At 67.3% G+C, this 17,347-nt stretch carries 13 protein-coding genes; 6 read left to right on the top strand and 7 right to left on the bottom strand.

The window, feature by feature from the left end; genetic code table 11:
* Entirely contained in the window at positions 1 to 1,752 is a 1,752-nt protein-coding gene (locus A5758_RS15110) for a DUF4407 domain-containing protein (protein WP_067741365.1), read from the bottom strand.
* Between the two features lie 193 nt (positions 1,753 to 1,945).
* Here A5758_RS15110 and A5758_RS15115 point away from each other — a divergent pair, with 193 nt between their 5' ends.
* Both A5758_RS15115 and A5758_RS15120 read left to right on the top strand, forming a co-directional pair.
* Positions 1,946 to 2,503 (top strand): hypothetical protein, encoded by a 558-nt coding sequence (locus tag A5758_RS15115; RefSeq protein WP_067741252.1) that lies wholly within the window; start codon positions 1,946 to 1,948, stop codon positions 2,501 to 2,503.
* Positions 2,504 to 2,624: 121 nt separating this feature from the next.
* Positions 2,625 to 3,053 (top strand): SRPBCC family protein, encoded by a 429-nt coding sequence (locus tag A5758_RS15120; RefSeq protein WP_067201088.1) that lies wholly within the window; start codon positions 2,625 to 2,627, stop codon positions 3,051 to 3,053.
* An 18-nt stretch (positions 3,054 to 3,071) separates the two neighbouring features.
* On the opposite strand, the gene A5758_RS15125 is transcribed toward A5758_RS15120, so the two are convergent.
* The 5 genes from A5758_RS15125 to malQ all read right to left on the bottom strand — a co-directional run bounded on the left by A5758_RS15125 (position 3,072) and on the right by malQ (position 9,055).
* Positions 3,072 to 3,353 carry a hypothetical protein gene (locus tag A5758_RS15125; protein WP_067741255.1) on the bottom strand — a complete coding sequence of 94 codons (282 nt, stop codon included), beginning with the start codon at positions 3,351 to 3,353 and terminating at the stop codon, positions 3,072 to 3,074.
* Positions 3,354 to 3,461: 108 nt separating this feature from the next.
* Entirely contained in the window at positions 3,462 to 5,204 is a 1,743-nt protein-coding gene (locus A5758_RS15130; RefSeq protein ID WP_067741368.1) for a molybdopterin-dependent oxidoreductase, read from the bottom strand.
* Between the two features lie 323 nt (positions 5,205 to 5,527).
* Positions 5,528 to 5,992, bottom strand: a complete 465-nt coding sequence (locus tag A5758_RS15135; protein WP_067741371.1) for a nuclear transport factor 2 family protein — start codon at positions 5,990 to 5,992, stop codon at positions 5,528 to 5,530.
* A 5-nt stretch (positions 5,993 to 5,997) separates the two neighbouring features.
* A complete protein-coding gene (locus tag A5758_RS15140) occupies positions 5,998 to 6,879 on the bottom strand; it encodes an LLM class F420-dependent oxidoreductase (RefSeq protein WP_067741258.1) in 882 nt (293 codons plus the stop codon).
* Between the two features lie 4 nt (positions 6,880 to 6,883).
* A complete protein-coding gene (gene malQ / locus A5758_RS15145; RefSeq protein ID WP_067741262.1) occupies positions 6,884 to 9,055 on the bottom strand; it encodes a 4-alpha-glucanotransferase in 2,172 nt (723 codons plus the stop codon).
* A 415-nt stretch (positions 9,056 to 9,470) separates the two neighbouring features.
* On the opposite strand from malQ, the gene eccB reads away from it, so the two are divergent.
* Together eccB and eccCa are read left to right on the top strand one after the other, a co-directional pair.
* A complete protein-coding gene (gene eccB, locus A5758_RS15150) occupies positions 9,471 to 10,988 on the top strand; it encodes a type VII secretion protein EccB (RefSeq protein ID WP_067741266.1) in 1,518 nt (505 codons plus the stop codon).
* Entirely contained in the window at positions 10,985 to 15,154 is a 4,170-nt protein-coding gene (gene eccCa / locus A5758_RS15155; RefSeq protein ID WP_067741272.1) for a type VII secretion protein EccCa, read from the top strand. Before eccB ends, eccCa begins: the two co-directional genes overlap by 4 nt.
* A 32-nt stretch (positions 15,155 to 15,186) precedes the next feature.
* Here the strand turns inward: eccCa and A5758_RS15160 are convergent, their stop codons facing one another.
* Positions 15,187 to 16,359, bottom strand: coding sequence for a cytochrome P450 (locus tag A5758_RS15160; RefSeq protein WP_067741276.1), 1,173 nt, complete (start codon positions 16,357 to 16,359; stop codon positions 15,187 to 15,189).
* A 232-nt stretch (positions 16,360 to 16,591) separates the two neighbouring features.
* Between A5758_RS15160 and A5758_RS15165 the strand changes: the two genes are divergently transcribed.
* Positions 16,592 to 16,786, top strand: coding sequence for a ferredoxin (locus A5758_RS15165; RefSeq protein ID WP_067203191.1), 195 nt, complete (start codon positions 16,592 to 16,594; stop codon positions 16,784 to 16,786).
* Positions 16,787 to 17,272: 486 nt separating this feature from the next.
* A partial coding sequence (locus A5758_RS25810) for a PPE domain-containing protein (protein ID WP_156622491.1) occupies positions 17,273 to 17,347 on the top strand: 75 nt, incomplete at its 3' end.

Raw genomic sequence — 17,347 nt, forward strand, 5'->3', positions numbered from 1 at the left:
CTAATTCGCCGGCGGGAGCTGACGCGGGCCGGTCGGCGAATCCAGTTCGGCAGGACCCTCCCGCTGCGCCAACTCCGGGTTGTTGGCGCGCTCGCCCAGCGACGGGCCGTGCGGCTCCTGGCCACCCACCTGCCGGTGGGTCACCGCCGCGCGCTCTACGCGCGACGAGTCGATGAATCCCGCCTCGCCGGGAGGGGCTTCATCGGCCTCAGCGGGCCGGGTGGGCCGACCGCCGGCGGCGGAACTTTCGGCGTCGACCGTCACTTTGTGGGTGCGCCTGAACGCGAACGTGATCTCCTCGACCTCTTCGAAGACGTGCCGCGCGGTGCGCAGCGGCGCGGTGGTGGTGTCGATCACCCGGGCCACGAACGGCGGCACCAGCGGGCGTATCCAGCGCGCCGCGGCCTTGGTGGCGTCCGGAATCGACGGAATCGACGAAGTGTCACGCTCTTTGCGCGGCTCCACCTCGCGCCCGATGGGCGCCGGCAGGTTCTCCACATCGGCGGTGTGCACCGGGACGGGCGGGCCGAGGGCCGCGCGGCTGGCGGCCTCGGCTTCCGCGGCGATCGGCAGGTAAATGTCTTCATCGGCGGGCTCGAAGGTGCGGTGCGACGCCAGCACCGGGGGATCGACGGCGTCCACGATGCGCCGGCGTTGCTGCTCGCGGTCGATCTCGGTTTGGGCCTCGATCGCAAGCCGGGCCTGGGTGAGTTGGTGCTCGGCCCACATGATTTCGGCCTCGCGGCGAACCTCGGCCCGCTTGATCGCGATCGCCGTGTCCGCCTCGAGTTCCGCGCGTTCCCGCTCGGCACGCGCCGCCGCGTGGCGATCGTGGCTGGTCTCGCCGCGCCACCGCCCCAGGATCAGCGGCAGCAGGTAGAGCAGCACGCAGAACGCGATGGTCAGCAGCCGCAACGTCAGCGCACCGAAGTCGGCGGAGGTCAGGTCGTTCATCGCGACCCAGCGCGCACCCAGGCCACGATCGGCGTCCGCGATGACGCCGTGGCGTGCCTCGTCGAGTGCGTGCGCTTCGCGGGAGATTTCGGCGTCCAGCCCGGGCGCCTGGCGATCCCGGGCCGCCAGCGCGTCGTCCAGTTCACGCTGGGCGTCCGCGAGGAGCTCATTCGCCGTGCGGGTTTCGGGCCCGGCACCGGGGACACCGGTGATCCGGGTTTGCGGGCAGCTGGAGGTGGGGTGGTATTCGCAGCGCGCGATGACCAGGGCCTGATCCTGCTGCTGGTGAGCGCGGTCGACGGCGGTGTCGAGCGCGCCGCGTGCATCCCTGGTTTGTTGCAGGGACGCCGTCGCCTGCGCAACCGCCGGCGAGGAGCCGGCGTTGCGCAGGGCGCGTTCGTCGAGACGGTGATCGATCGAGCCGGAGAGCAGGACGACTGCGGCCAATTCGCCGACGGTGACGCCGAGGGCGGCCGCGACCACCGCGCGTGCCGCGAGGCCGGCCGGACCCCGGCCAGACCCGGAGGTGATGGCGCGGGTGACCGCGCCGACGAGCAGGCCGAAGAGCAGGGTCAGCGGCACCACGAACAGGAGCGACCAGTGGGCCGACTCGCCCACCGCCAGCGCCGCGACGAGCCAGGCCAGCAGCGCTCCGAACAACACCACCGCGCCGGTGACGGCGTGCGTGGACCGCTCGTGGCGCTCATCCAGCTCCCGCCGGTGCCCGCCGCCAAGCCAGGTGAGCAGGCCCGCGGGCGAGAAGTCCGAGCGCCGCTCGGGATTTTTCTGGGCACACATCGAAATCACCTCCCAAGTCATCAAGCCTCCCAGGCCACCACCCGCCGGATCGAATCGAAGTGCCCGACCTGTGGCGCGCTTCACAGCGCGCCCGGATCAGCGGTGATCCCAGCGGGGTGTAACGAACGCGGATTTCTGCGACGCGTGCAGATCATCGACGGTTCCGGCGGCCGACGTGAGACGGTATAAGCCTATGGAGACTCACGATTATGTCACCTACGAAGAGTTCGGACGCAGATTCTTCGAGGTCGCTGTCACCCCCGAGCGTGTCGCCGCCGCATTTGCCGACATCGCCGGCAACGAGTTCGCCATGGAGCCCATCGCTCAGGGGCCCGGCGGGATCGCCAAGGTCAGCGCCAACGTCAAGATCCACGAACCCAAGGTCACCCGTCGCCTGGGCGACAGCATCACGTTCGTCATCCACATCCCCTTGTCGATCGATCTGCTGCTCGACCTTCGGCTCGACAAGCAGCGGTTCGTCGTCTCCGGGGACATCGCGCTGCGGGCCACGGCCCGAGCCGCCGAACCGCTGCTGCTGATCGTCGACGTCGCGAAACCGCGGCCCTCCGATATCACCGTCAACGTGTCGTCGAAGTCCTTCCGCGGCGAGGTGCTGCGCATCCTCGCCGGCGTCGATGGCGAGATCCGCCGATTCGTCGCCCAGTACGTCGCCGAGGAGATCGACGCGCCCCAGTCGCAGGCCGCGCAGATCATCGACGTGGCGAAGCAATTGCAGGAGGTCTGGCCCTAAGGGGCGCGGCGAACGCGTAGGCACGGCCCCACCGGGGTACCCAGTGCACGTTGCGCACCGGTCGCCTGTGCTGCCGAGCCGGTGCCAACCGCAATCATTGTCTGGGGAGGAGCGACAACGCGTGGCACGAGTAGATGTTTCGGTGTCGTCGGAGGTAGACCCGGAGGCCGCCTGGAAGCTGGCGTCCGACCTGAGCCGATTCGACGAGTGGATGACCATATTCGCCGGGTGGCGCGGACCCGTTCCCGACAAGATCGAGGAAGGCACCTGCGTCTCGTCGTGCGTGAAGGTCAAGGGATTCCGCAACGTCATCCACTGGACGATCACCAACTACGACGAACCGAAATCGATTGAGCTGCAAGGCCGCGGTCGCGGTGGGATCCGCCTCGGGGTCGCGATGACCGTCACGGACCAGCAGCCCGGAACCGACTTCCATCTCACCGCCGACCTCAGGGGCGGATTACTCAGCGGCCCGATCGGCGGGTTGGTCGCCCGGATCCTGCGCTCCGATGTGCAGAAGTCCGTGAAAAACCTCGCCTCGCTGCAGTAGGCGTTGCAACCGGCGCCGCTACCGCGCCACGTGGCCGATCGGCCAGTCTCGTTCCGCCTGGCGAATCCGCCTGCGGTCCATGCCAAGCCACGCCAGCCCGGCCCCGAACGCCAGCATGGCGACGATCGCGGCGGCGACACCCGCGCCGGCGTCCCCGAGGGCGAATGTGGCCACGCACATCACGAGTGCCAACACGGCGGCCCCGACGATGACCAGCCCGGGCGTCCGCTTCAAGTCGTGTGCCGGCTCGGCGTCACCCGGGCGGAGGGTCCGATCATGGTCGACAGGGCTGTGGCTCATGGGCGTCTCTCCTCTGGTCGCTTCCGTTCGGCGCTTCCGTGGAGCTACCCGGATTGCCGATGGGACAAACGACCTGAGGCGTCGGCGCCGAGGGTTCGGCGCTAGGCCCTACAGCGTCTGGTGCCGCCCAAAGTATTTGTGGTCCTCGCTGTAACCGCCGTAGCCGCTGCCGATGTCGCGGTAGTCGGCCACGAACTCGATCCCTTTGATCCACTTGACGAGTTTGAAACCGTGCTGCAGTTCGTTGCGCAATCGCAGCGGCCTGCCATGCATGTAGGGGAGGGGTTGGTCGTTCATGTTGTAGGCGAGCATCGTCATGTGATGGTCCATCTGGCCGATGTGATGGGCGTTGTAATAGATGCCGCCCGTCGCGCCGAGGCCCATCGAATAGAACACCGCCCATTTGGCTTCGGGCAGCGGTTTGACGATGTCCATGATCGTGTTCATCTGCACGCCACCCCATTTGGCGACGCCCGACCAGGCTTGGATGCAGAAGTGCTGGCTGATCTGCTCGTGGTACGGCAGCGCCATCAAGTCCTCGAGCGAAAACTCCATCGGATGCTCGACCAGACCGTAGACCTTGAGCCGCCAGTCCCGGAAGTCGTTTGCTTCCAGCTCTTTGTACTCGACGGTCTCGGGCAGCCGGCCGTTGCGCCAGTGGTGCGGCGAGATGTCCTTTTCGGTGAAGGCGCCGGGCTTGGGGTCGAGCTGTTCCAGCATCCGCTGGAACGGGCCGACGAGCGCGTATCCGACCCGCTGAATCACCCGCGGATGACGAATAGTGAAGGGAGTGGCCCAAACCCACGCGATCGCCGTAAACACCATGGCCGCCGCGAAGATTCCGAAGCCCACCCAGCTGTTGTCGTCGCGGGAGGCGAACATGTGGTTGAGGTTTCGCAGCGCGCTGGTGGTCAACACCATCGTGACGTGCACCAGGATGAAGAACAGGAAGTAGACCAGCACCACGAAATGCAGTGACCGCGCGTGCTGGATGCTCAGCCGCTTGCTGAGCCAGTGCACGCGCTGCGACAGCGCGGGCGACATGCCCAGCCCGGTGATCAACGCCGCGGGGGCGGCAATGAAGACCGTGGTGAAGTAGGACAACAACTGCAGGCCGTTGTAGGCGACCCAGCCGTTGTCGGTGGGCCAGTCCAGCGACAGGTACTGGACGGCCACCGATGCGGCGTTGGGGAAGACATCCCAACTGGTGGGCACGATATGCCGCCACTGCCCGGTGGCGAAGAGCAACACGTAGAAGACCGCACCGTTGACGAGCCACAGCACGTCGACCCCGAGGTGCCACCACCGGGCCAGCCCGATGGAGTGCCGGAATCCGGGCAGTCCCAATTGTGGTGGCAGGGCGACGGTGTCGGCGTTGGCGGTCCACAGCTCGTCGTCCGGTACCGGCGGGCCGACGCGCAGCCACTCGTCCTTACCCGGGGTGGCGTTGCGGCTGAAGTAGAGCCGGGGATGGTCGCAGAGGATTTGGATCCCGGTCCTGATGATGAACATCATCATGAACAGGTTGAAGAAATGCGTCCACCCGATCCAGGCCGGCAGGCCGGGGGTGACATTGGAGCTGTCCGTCCCGGGGTGACGCTGAATGAACGACTGGACGGCCGGCATGTTGTGCAGGCCTTTGCCGACCGCCACCCCGGCGATGAGCAGGGCGAAGCCGATGGGGATCAGCCAGAGCAGGTTGAACCACCGGTCGCGGCCGATGCGCAGCTTCGGTGCGGTCGCCCGCCTGGTGAGATCGAAACCGCCGCCGTAGGTCTCGACATCGATGACGTCTTCGGCGGTGTGAATCTCGTTGCGGTAATCCGGGGCGGAGTCCAGCGGCGTGCCCACTGCCAGTGTCGATACGTTGCCGTTCGGCGCTTCCCGTCCTCCGGTGGTTCCGGCGGTATTGACGTTCAGGTTCCGATGTTCGGTGTTCGTCACGCGGCCGAAAATACACGGATCGACTTGTAAAAATTGGACACGATCAGGAAGAAGCGCACCGGCCGCGGCCTAACCCGGGCCCAGGGCGGCCGGCTCCCGCCCGGAGCGGGCAAAATCCAGCTCGCCCTCCGAGTTGATAACCGCACCTGCTTAACTAAGCGCCCGTTTGCGCCGCAGATTCGGTTTATGGAGGGTCGCTGTGAATTTGCGCAAAGTCTTCTGCAAGCTCGCTAGATCGCGTCGTGTGGCCGCACCCGGCGGGCCTTGCGGGTCTCAAGGGCGTTGATGGTCAACGCACGGCGGCCGATCAGCCATCCGTCGGTCAGCTCGTATTCGTCGTCGTAGCGCAAATGCCAGACCACGTCGACGAATTCGTCGCCGCGCTGGTCCCAGTGGTGCGCGATGCACGCAACGCGCCCACGGGCCGTACCCGGCCCGGTGGCCTCGTAGACCTCGCCGACGATGGCGTGTTCGGTGCGGGCGACCGCCGCGACGGTAGCGACCGCCGCGGTGATGGCGTCTCGCCCACGATGCGAATGGATCGGCTCCAGCGCCGTGGGCGGGTCGGGCACCGCAAGCACGGCGGTGTCAGTGAACAGTGTTGCGACGGAATCGAATCGGCGTTCGTCCACGTGTGCCGCGTATCTGTGCACCAAACCACTGAGGGCTGACCGGTCGTCGGCTGACAGGCTCATCGGGGTCACGCGATCAGCGACAGCCGCTGCGCGCACTCCGATAGCACGTCCTCGGCCTGCTCGATGTCGACAGTCGACGGCATCGCCAACACGAGCCGGTCGGCGCCCTGATCGGCCAGGCTGGCCGCCCGTTCGGCGTCGATCTTGTTGACCGCGTGGCCCAATGACACTTCCAGGGCCGCCGGATCGCGGCCCGCCGACGCCGCCTCGTCGCGCATGAGCGCGATCAGTGACGCCAGCTGCGGCCCCGCCACCCCGAGCGGTTGGAAGCCGTCCGCCAAGCGGCCGGCGCGACGGGCCGCCGCCCGGCTGTGGCCACCGATGTGAACGGGAAGCCGTTCTCCGGCAATGGGTTTGGGGTAACACATGACGTTGTCGAAGCTGAAGAACTCACCGTGGTGCGAAGCCCCGTGCGGTTGGTCGGCCCACAGTGCCCGCAAGACGGCCAACTGCTCGTCGGCGCGTCTGCCGCGGTTTTCGAAGTCCGCGCCGCACGCCTCCAGCTCCTCCCTGAGCCATCCGACGCCCACGCACAGCCGCAGCCGTCCGCCCGACAACGCGTCCACGCTTGCGGCCCGCTTGGCGAGGACCACCGGATGGTGGTTGGGCAACACCAAGACGCCGGTGGCCAACCCGAGGGTGGTGGTGCGGCCGGCCAGGAACGCCAGCAGGTCGAGCGGGTCGGGGATGGGGCAGTCGGCCGCCAGCCCCACGCGTCCCGAACTGTCATACGGGTAGACGCTGTCGTAGCGGGTGACCAGCACGGTGTGCTCGACCACAACTATCGACTCGAACCCGCACTGTTCCAGGTGGCCGGCGAAGGCCGCCATCCATTCCGGATCCGCGGTGACGCCGTCGGCCACCGGCGCCACGACTGAGACCTTCATGGCCTCAGAAGCTAACAGGCGCGCTCTCGACGGCCGCGGGCGCGATTGCACTGCGCACGGCCTCGGCCAGGTTGGCCGCGCGGACGTCGGTGAACAGGTCCTCGAGCAGCACCGGGCGCCCGGCGGGGTCGGTCAGCGGAATCCGCCAGTTGGGGTATTCGTCGGTGGTGCCGGGCTGGTTCTGGGTCCGGCGGTCACCCACCGCGTCGGTCAGTGCCACGCCCACCAACCGCGACGGCGTCCGGCCCAGGTACCGATACAGGGCGATGACGATTTTCTCCGCGTCGTCTTCGCCGTCGTCGAGCAACCCCACCCGACGCAACTCGGCCATCCAGGCCGCCAGCTCGGCCCGGTCGGTGGCGAGCTCGTCCTCGGCGGGGCGGGTCAGCAATCCGAGAGCTTCGCGCAGCCGCACGTGGTCGCCGGCCAGATAGCCCGCGGTCGGCGGCAGATCGTGGGTGGTCACCGAGGACAGGCAGTACTCGCGCCAGCGCTCGGCCGGCAGCGGACCGCCGTTTCCGTCACGATCCAACTCGAACCACAGGATCGAGGTGCCGAGCAAGCCGCGCAGTAGCAGGTAGTCGCGCACCCACGGTTCGACCGTGCCCAAATCCTCGCCCACGACCAGTGCCCCGGCGCGGTGTGCCTCCAGGGCGACGATGCCGATCATCGCGTCGTGGTCGTAACGCACGTAAGTGCCCTCGGTGGGCGGCGCGCCCTCCGGGATCCACCACAGCCGGAACAATCCGATGATGTGGTCGATGCGCACGCCGCCGGCATGCCGCAGCACCGCGCTTATCACTGCCCGAAACGGCCGATACTCCTCGGCATCGAGCCGATCGGGTCGCCAGGGCGGCTGGGACCAGTCCTGGCCGAGTTGATTGAACTCGTCCGGCGGCGCGCCGGCGGTGACGCCCAGCGCCAACACATCCTGTAGCGCCCACGCGTCGGCGCCATTGGGATGCACGCCGACGGCGAGGTCGTGCATCACGCCCAGCGCCATTCCGGCCCGGATCGCCTGCGACTGCGCCGAGGCGAGTTGCTCGTCGAGTTGCCACTGCAGCCACCGATGGAAATCGACTGCCTCCGCGTGCTTCTTGACGAACCGGTCGACGCCGGGCGCGCGGGGATGCTGTAGCGACTTCGGCCAGGAATGCCAATCGTCGCCGTACTTCTCGGCCAGGGCGCACCAGGTGGCGAAGTCATCGAGTGGGGTTCCCTCGCGGGCGCGGAAGGCTTCGTAGGACAGCTCGCGGCCGGCGGACCGCGGCACCCGGTGCAACAGCTGGAGCGCCGCGCACTTCGCCGCCCACGCGCTGTCGCGATCGATTGCGTCGAGCCGAGCGGCTCGCTGTTGCACGTCGAAACGCAGGCGCCGCACCCGGCTGCGCTTGGGCAGCTCGGCGAACTCGGGAATCGCCTCGACGTGAAGATAAATGGGGTTGACGAAGCGCCTCGATGTCGGCAGGTAAGGCGACGGCTCCATATGGGCCACCGGTCCAGAAAACTGAGCCGCGTGCAACGGATTGACCAATAAATAATCGGCGCCGTGCCGCGACGCCGACCAGACGGCCAGGTCGGTCAGATCCGTCAGATCGCCGACGCCCCACGACTGTCTGGAGCGCACGCTGTAGAGCTGGGCGGCCAGGCCCCAGCCCCGCCGGGCGCCGAGCCGCTCCGGCAGCCCGAGCCAATCCGGCGTCACGATCACCGCGCTGCTGGTCTCACTGCCACCGGAACGCAGGTGCACCCGGTGATAACCGAGCGGCAGATCGGCCGGCAGCACGAAGCTGGCCTCGCCGACCCAGCGCCCGTCCAGGTCGAACGGCGGGGTGAAGTTGTCGACCTGCTGGATCCCGCCGCGTACCGTGCCGTCCTCGAGCTGCAACCAGACCTCGGCGGGATCGCCGTGGGTCACGTGCACCCAGAAACGCGTCTGCTCACCGGTGCGGCCGACGACGGTCGCCGGCAACCGGCGCGCCCAATACGACCGGAGCTTCGCGGTCAGCGCGACGTTGCGCTCCTGCTCGGTGCCGGCCGCGACGCCGAGCGCGGCCAACACTGCCACCAGCGTGGTTGCCGAGACCGGCACCCGCCGCCCGGTCCAGTCGTCGTACTCGGTCGCGATGCCGTGCCTCCTGGCAAGTTCGACCAGCGACGGCGCGAGCTCACTCATACCGCTCATCTTGCTGCCAGAATTCGCCGGCCGACCAATCGGGGAGAGGCGGCGGGCGCCGCCGCCCGTTTTGCCGGCCCGTTTCGCCGCTCTTCCGTTCGCTGAGGGCACCCGCTCGACAGGACGAGCCTGCCATTCGCCATTACGATGCCCTGAGGAGACGTGAGTGTCCGGACGGGGATCGGCGGGGGAACGCGAAAGTGCCAGTTCAACGGCGCTTGGCGTGTTGCCCGCGTCGGCCCGCGCGGCGAGGCGAGGGCGTCCGCACAGATGTACGCAAAGTGATGTAGATGTGAACGCAAGTCGCCGCGTGGCGAGGTCGCTACGGGTGACTTACCGTTGTCGATGTAATTCGCGCTGCGGATATTTTCAGGGACAATATCCAGGCGTTCTAGAGACCGGATGGTGAATTAACGTGGCGGAAGAGAGTCGCGGGCAACGCGGGTCGGGGTATGGCCTCGGGTTGTCGACGCGGACCCAGGTGACCGGCTACCAGTTCCTCGCTCGCCGCACCGCAATGGCGCTCACCCGTTGGCGCGTCCGCATGGAGGTCGAGCCGGGACGCCGCCAGACTCTGGCCGTGGTGGCCTCGGTGTCGGCGGCGCTGGTGATCTGCCTGGGCGCGCTGCTCTACTCGTTCCTCAGCCCGGCGGGCCAGGTCGGTGATTCGCCGATCATCGCCGATCGCGACTCCGGCGCGCTGTATGTCCGTGTGGGCGACAAGCTGTACCCGGCGCTGAACCTGGCGTCGGCGCGGCTGATCACCGGCCGCCCGGACAATCCGCACCTGGTCAAGTCCAACCAGATCGCCACGCTGCCGCGCGGCCCAATGGTGGGCATCCCGGGTGCGCCGTCGAACTTCCACCCCTCGAGTCCGTCCACGTCGTCGTGGCTGGTGTGCGACACCGTCGGAACCTCGACCGGGGTCAGCGCTCCGTCCGGGGTGACGGTGACCGTCATCGACGGGAACCCAGACCTCAGCAACCACCGGCACGTGCTGAACGGGTCGGACGCCGTGGTGCTGAGCTACGGCGGCGACGCGTGGGTGATCCGCGAGGGACGCCGGTCGCGCATCGACGCGACGAACCGTTCGGTGCTGCTGCCGCTTGGCCTGACGCCCGAGCAGGTGGGCCAGGCGAAGCCCATGAGCCGCGCCCTGTTCGACGCGTTGCCGGTGGGCCCCGAACTGACCGTGCCGCAGGTGCAGAACGCGGGCGCCGCCGCCTCGTTCCCGAATGCCCCCGGCCCGATCGGCACGGTGATCGTCACGCCGCAAATCAGTGGGCCGCAACAATATTCGCTGGTGCTGGCCGACGGCGTGCAGACGCTGCCGCCGTTGGTGGCCCAGATCCTGCAAAATGCCGGTCCCGGCAACACCAAACCGGTGACCGTGGAACCGTCCGCCCTGGCGAAGATGCCCGTGGTCAACAAGCTGGACCTGTCCTCCTACCCGGACGCCCCGCTCAACGTGGCGGACATCCGCGAGAACCCGTCGACCTGCTGGTGGTGGCAGAAGACGTCCGGGGAGAACCGGGCCCGCATCCAGGTCGTGTCCGGCGCGACGATTCCGGTCGCGGCTAAGGACGAGAACAGGGTGGTGTCGCTGGTCAAGGCCGACACCACCGGTCGCGAAGCCGACCAGGTCTTCTTCGGTCCCGACTACGGGAACTTCGTAGCCGTCACCGGCAACGACCCCGGCGCCAAGACGACGGAATCGCTGTGGTGGCTGACGGACGCGGGCGCCCGGTTCGGGGTCGACGACACCCGGGACGTGCGTGAGGCGCTGGGCCTGAAGACGAAACCGAGCCTGGTGCCGTGGGTGGCGCTGCGGCTGCTCCCACAAGGCCCGACCCTCTCGCGGGCGGATGCACTCGTGGAGCACGACACCCTACCGATGGATATGTCCCCTGCAGAATTGGCGGTACCTAAGTGAAACGCGGGTTTGCGCGGCCGACACCGGAGAAGCCTCCGGTCATCAAGCCGGAGAACATCGTCCTTCCGACGCCCCTGAGCATTCCGCCGCCGGAGGGCAAGCCCTGGTGGCTGATCGTGGTCGGCGTCGTGGTGGTCGGCCTACTGATCGGCATGGTCGCCATGACCTTCGCCAGCGGCTCACACGTGTTCGGCGGCGCCGGGTCGATCTTCCCGATCTTCATGATCGGTGGTGTCGCGATGATGATGTTCGGCGGCCGGTTCGGCGGTCAGCAGCAGATGAGCCGGCCCAAGCTGGACGCGATGCGCGCCCAGTTCATGCTGATGCTGGACATGCTGCGCGAGACCGCCCACGAGTCGGCGGACAGCATGGACGCCAACTACCGGTGGTACCACCCGGCGCCCACGACGCTTGCCGCCGCGGTGGGGTCGTCGCGGATGTGGGAACGCAAGCCCGACGGCAAGGACCTGAACTTCGGTGTGGTGCGGGTCGGCGTCGGCATGACGCGTCCCGAGGTGACCTGGGGTGAGCCCCAGAACATGCCGACCGACATCGAGCTCGAGCCGGTGACGGGTAAGGCGCTGCAGGAATTCGGGCGCTACCAAAGCGTCGTCTACAACCTGCCCAAGATGATCTCGCTGCTCGTCGAACCCTGGTACACGCTCGACGGGGAGCGGGAGCAGGTCCTGGGACTGATGCGGGCGATCATCTGCCAGCTGGCGTTCTCGCACGGCCCGGACCACGTGCAGATGGTCGTCGTCACCGCGGATCTGGACGAGTGGGACTGGGTGAAGTGGCTTCCGCACTTCGGTGACCCGCGCCGTCAGGACGCCGCCGGGAACGCTCGGATGGTCTACAGCTCGGTGCGCGAGTTCGCCGCCGAGCAGGCCGAATTGTTCGCCGGACGTGGCTCTTTCACGCCCCGGCACGCGAGTTCGTCGGCGCAGACTCCGACGCCCCACACGGTGATCGTCGCCGACGTCGTCGACCCCCAGTGGGAGTACGTGATCAGCTCCGAAGGCGTCGACGGCGTGACGTTCTTCGACCTGAGCGGCTCCTCGATGTGGACGGCTGTCCCCGAGCGCACCTTGCGCTTCGACGACAAGGGAGTCATCGAGGCGCTGCCCCGCGACCGCGACACCTGGATGGTGATCGACGAGAAGCCGTGGTTCTTCGCGCTCACGGACCACATCAGCATCGCGGAGGCGGAGGAATTCGCCCAGGCGGTGGCCCGCTGGCGGCTCGCCGAGGCGTACGAAGAGATCGGTCAGCGGGTCGCCCACATCGGCGCCCGAGACATCATGGCCTACTACGGAATCGACGATCCGGGCCGCATCGACTTCGAGTCGTTGTGGGGCAGCCGCAACGACTCGATGGGCCGGTCGCGCTTGCGGGCACCGTTCGGTGTTCGTTCCGACAACGGCGAGCTGCTGTTCTTGGACATGAAGTCTCTCGACGAGGGCGGTGACGGCCCGCACGGCGTCATGTCCGGTACGACCGGTTCCGGTAAATCGACCCTGGTGCGAACCGTGATCGAGTCGCTGATGCTCAGCCACCCGCCGGAAGAGCTGCAGTTCGTGCTGGCCGACCTCAAGGGTGGGTCGGCGGTCAAGCCGTTCGCCGGGGTACCGCACGTGTCGCGGATCATCACCGACCTGGAAGAGGACCAGGCGCTCATGGAGCGCTTCCTCGACGCCCTCTGGGGCGAGATCGCCCGGCGCAAGGCGATCTGCGACAGCGCCGGTGTCGACGACGCCAAGGAGTACAACTCGGTCCGCCTCAGGATGCGGGCACGCGGCCAGGACATGGCGCCGCTGCCGATGCTCGTGGTGGTCATCGACGAGTTCTACGAATGGTTCCGCATCATGCCGACCGCGGTCGACGTGCTCGACTCGATCGGCCGGCAGGGCCGCGCCTACTGGATCCACCTGATGATGGCGTCGCAGACCATCGAAAGCCGCGCCGAAAAGCTCATGGAGAACATGGGTTACCGGCTGGTGCTGAAGGCGCGCACCGCCGGTGCGGCGCAGGCCGCCGGTGTTCCGAACGCCGTGAACCTGCCGGCGCAGGCGGGTCTGGGCTACTTCCGGCGCAGCCTGGAGGACATCGTCCGGTTCCAGGCCGAGTTCCTGTGGCGGGACTACTTTCCCCGCGGACTCACCGATGACGGCGAGGAAGCGCCCGCGTTGGTGCACAGCATCGATTACGTTCGCCCGCAACTGTTTACCAACTCGTTCACCCCGCTGGAGGTGAGCGTGGGCGGACCGGACCTCACGCCGGCCGCCATCACGAATGGCGAGACGCTGGGAGGCGACGGCCTGCCGCGCGATGACGACGACGTCGAGGGCATCCGGGTTCCGAAGGTCGGCACGGTCATCATCGATCAGCTGCGCAAGATCGACTTCGAGCCGTACCGGCTGTGGCAACCGCCGCTCAACCGGCCGATCCCCATCGACGAATTGGTCGACCGGTTCCTCGGCCACCCGTGGCAGGAGGACTACGGCACGGCCCGCGACCTGGTCTTCCCGATCGGGATCATCGACCGTCCGTTCAAGCACGACCAGCCGCCGTGGACGGTCGACACCTCGGGTCCGGGCGCCAACGTCCTGATCCTGGGCGCCGGTGGTTCGGGCAAGACCACGGCCCTGCAGACCCTGATCTGCTCGGCCGCGCTGACCCACACCCCCGAGCAGGTCCAGTTCTACTGCCTGGCCTACAGCAGCACCGCGCTGACCACCGTCGCCCGGCTGCCGCACGTGGGTGAGGTGGCCGGCCCGACCGATCCGTACGGCGTGCGCCGGACGGTGGCCGAGCTGCTGGCGCTGGTGCGGCAGCGGAAGAGCACCTTCCTCGAGTACGGGATCGCCTCGATGGAGGTCTTCCGGCGCCGCAAGTTCGGCGGTGAGCCCGGCCCGGTTCCCAACGACGGGTTCGGCGACGTCTACCTGGTGGTCGACAACTACCGGGCGCTGGCCGAAGAGAACGAGGTGCTGATCGAGCAGGTGAACCTGATCATCAACCAGGGCCCCTCGTTCGGGGTCCACGTGATAGTCACCGCGGACCGCGAATCCGAGCTGCGGCCCCCGGTGCGCAGCGGCTTCGGCTCCCGGGTCGAATTGCGGCTGGCGGCCGTGGAAGACGCCAAACTGGTGCGGTCCCGCTTCGCCAAGGACGTTCCGGTCAAGCCGGGCCGCGGCATGGTCGCGGTCAACTACGTCCGACTGGACTCCGACCCGCAGGCCGGTCTGCACACGTTGGTGGCCCGGCCCGCGCTCGCCACCACAGCCGGCTACGTGTTCGAGTCCGACAGCGTCATCGACGCGGTCAGTCGTCTCACGAGCGGCCAGGCCCCGCCGGTGCGCCGGCTCCCCGCCCGGTTCGACGTGGAGCAGCTGCGCGAGTTGGCCGCGCGGGACACCCGCCAAGGGGTCGGCGCGGGCGGAATCGCCTGGGCCATCTCCGAATTGGATTTGTCGCCGGTCTACCTCAACTTCGCCGAGAATGCGCACCTGATGGTGACGGGTCGACGCGAATGTGGGCGCACCACCACGCTGGCCACCATCATGAGCGAAATCGGCAGGCTGTACGCACCGGGAGCCAGCAGCGCACCCCCGCCACCGGCCGGCCAGCCGTCGGCACAGGTGTGGCTGGTGGACCCACGACGTCAGCTGCTGACCACACTGGGCCCGGACTACGTCGAGAAGTTCGCGTACAACCTCGACGGCGTCCAGGCGATGATGGGCGAGCTGGCAGCCGTCCTGGCCGGACGCGAACCGCCGCCCGGCCTGTCCGCGGAAGAGTTGTTGTCGCGGTCGTGGTGGAGCGGCCCGGAGATCTTCCTGATCGTCGACGACATCCAGCAGCTGCCGGCCGGATTCGATTCGCCGCTGCACAAGGCCGCGCCGTGGGTGACCCGGGCCGCCGACGTCGGGTTGCACGTGCTGGTGACGCGCACCTTCGGTGGCTGGTCTTCGGCGGGCAGCGACCCGATGTTGCGGGCCCTGGCCCAGGCGAACGCGCCGTTGCTGGTGATGGACGCCGACCCGGACGAGGGATTCATCCGCGGAAAGATGAAGGGTGGCCCGCTGCCCCGCGGTCGAGGCCTGCTGATGGCCGAGGACACCGGCGTGTTCGTACAGGTCGCGGCGACGGAGTTGCGCAAGTAAGACGGAATGCCGCTGCGTTGGGGTTGGCTGGATCAGCCCCAGCGCAGCGGTAATTCTTTGAGCGCGAAACTTTTTGAGGGGTAATTGATCGCGGGGACGTAGTCCGCGGGAACGTCGAAGTCGGGAATCTGCCTCAGCCATTCCCCGACGATCACCGTCAGTTCGATCCGCGCCAGGTGGGACCCCAGGCAGCGGTGCGGTCCGCCACCAAACCCCCAGTGCCGGTGGACCTTTCCATCCATCACGAGCTCGTTGACGGACGTGGCATCGCTCTCGTCCCGGTTGACCGCGGCCATGCACAACCGCACCGATGTGCCGGGTGGCAACGTCATGCCGCCGATCTCGACGAATTGGGTGGTGATCCGGGGCGCCACCGGTGCCGAGGGCTCCAGCCGGACGATCTCTTCGATGAAAACCCGGATCTGCCTTGGGTTGTCGCGAAGCAAATCACGCAGCTGCGGCCGGCGCGCCAGCTCGAAGAGGCAGAAACCGATCGCCGCGGTCACCGTGTCCAGGCCCGCCAGGATCAACAGGTGGCTCATGCCCAGCAATTCCAGATCGCTGAAATCGCCGTCACTGCCCATGATTTGCGACAACATGTCGGAACCGGGGTTCTGCCGGCGTTGCTGGATCGCATCGACCAGATACGCCAGCAGCTGCTCGCTCTTCTCGATGTCGGCCTGGGTGATGTACGGCTTGTCGCTGACGACGGCGTCCTTCCAATCGATCAGGCGATCGCGATCCTCGATCGGCAGGCCGTAAAGATCCATGAAGACCTGAAACGGGTACAGGTGCGCAAAGTCCGCCATCACTTCGCATTTGCCTTGGCCCGCAAGGGCGGCGATCATTTCGGCGGCGTGCCGCTCCAGCACCGGGCGGGATCTGCTCAGACCGAGCGGGCTGAAGAAGGGCTGCAGCACCTTCCGGTACCGGGTGTGCTGCGGCGGGTCGAATGCCAGTGGCAACACCGGCAGTGGGTGACCGGGAGGCTGCAGGATCGTCGACGAGAACACCTTGGGATTGCGCAGCGCGGCCAGCACGTCCTCACGGCGGGTGATGTGGTAGTGGCCGTTCATGAACACCACCGGCCCGGCGTCGCGCAACGTCTTCCACCCGACGCCCCGGTCCTCGGCCATCGGTAACTTCTCGAAATCGAGGCGCGGTAGGTGGAACGTGCCTTGCTGGCCTTGGCCAGGAGTGCTCATGGGCTCTCCGCTTGTCTATCTTGATCTGCTCACCGCTGCGGCGGGGGCGTCGTCGGCACCGTTTCCAGCCGGCACACCAATATCGCATGTGTCGCAAAGGGACACGAATCCGACCGCTGGTCGGGAGCGGCGTTTACAGCGCCCGGCCCCGCCCGGCGAGTATCTTCTACACTTCAACGAGCGGCTGATATCCGTCTGGATTGTTTCGCGGAACCGGTAGGGAGGAAACCTGATGAGGGTTCGTCTCGAACAATCCAAATGCGTGGGTCATGCCCAGTGCTACGCCGTTGATCCGAATCTGTTCCCCATAGACGACTCGGGCTATTCGATCCTCGAAGAGCACGAGGTGCTGCCCGAGGACGAGCAGCTGACTCGCGACGGTGTGGCTTCCTGCCCGGAAATGGCATTGATTCTCGAAGAGGACTGACAGCACAACGCTCCAGGGCGGCGAACCGCGTTGTAAGCAAACCCCGGATGAACAATCAGTTGCCAGAAATGAACGGCGGCCGACGGGGAGTGAACAGTGGCTGGCCTGGAATGAACAGTTGGCATCGCGTATCGGCGTGCCCGCGATAACGAACTAATCTCATGGACGAGCGACAGTTCGGGTAGACGTGAACTGTCGCTCGGTTGCTGACAGCAGGGGATCAATCGAGGCTAAAGGTGCACGTTGTTCCTGACCGGGCGTCCGAGAAGCGTGGTGCGAGACCACATTTGGGTGCCGGGCATGGGATCGGCAGGATGCGCCGGCCAGCCCGCCGACTGGGGTGGCAGACCGAGAGGTCTGAGTCGGTGATTCCGGGCGGTCAGCGACCTACGGGTGGCAATTGCTTACGAAGCCGTGACCACGGCCACCACTGATCCGATGCGACTGCCGCGATCGCCAGCGATCGCGGCCAACTGAGGAGAACAGGTGTTTGACTTCGGGGCGTTACCGCCGGAGGTTAATTCCGGTCGGATGTATGCGGGTCCGGGTTCGGGGCCGTTG

It is taken from the genome of Mycobacterium sp. 852014-50255_SCH5639931 (assembly GCF_001665605.1).
Lineage (GTDB): Bacteria > Actinomycetota > Actinomycetes > Mycobacteriales > Mycobacteriaceae > Mycobacterium > Mycobacterium paraffinicum.

Excerpts from the sequence above, each read along its gene's own strand:
- A5758_RS15110 (WP_067741365.1), bottom strand. The coding sequence starts at position 1,752 with ATGTGTGCCCAGAAAAATCCCGAGCGGCGCTCGGACTTCTCGCCCGCG.
- A5758_RS15115 (WP_067741252.1), top strand. The coding sequence starts at position 1,946 with ATGGAGACTCACGATTATGTCACCTACGAAGAGTTCGGACGCAGATTC.
- A5758_RS15125 (WP_067741255.1), bottom strand. The coding sequence starts at position 3,353 with ATGAGCCACAGCCCTGTCGACCATGATCGGACCCTCCGCCCGGGTGAC.
- A5758_RS15135 (WP_067741371.1), bottom strand. The coding sequence starts at position 5,992 with ATGAGCCTGTCAGCCGACGACCGGTCAGCCCTCAGTGGTTTGGTGCAC.
- A5758_RS15140 (WP_067741258.1), bottom strand. The coding sequence starts at position 6,879 with ATGAAGGTCTCAGTCGTGGCGCCGGTGGCCGACGGCGTCACCGCGGAT.
- malQ (WP_067741262.1), bottom strand. The coding sequence starts at position 9,055 with ATGAGTGAGCTCGCGCCGTCGCTGGTCGAACTTGCCAGGAGGCACGGC.
- A5758_RS15160 (WP_067741276.1), bottom strand. The coding sequence starts at position 16,359 with ATGAGCACTCCTGGCCAAGGCCAGCAAGGCACGTTCCACCTACCGCGC.
- A5758_RS15165 (WP_067203191.1), top strand. The coding sequence starts at position 16,592 with ATGAGGGTTCGTCTCGAACAATCCAAATGCGTGGGTCATGCCCAGTGC.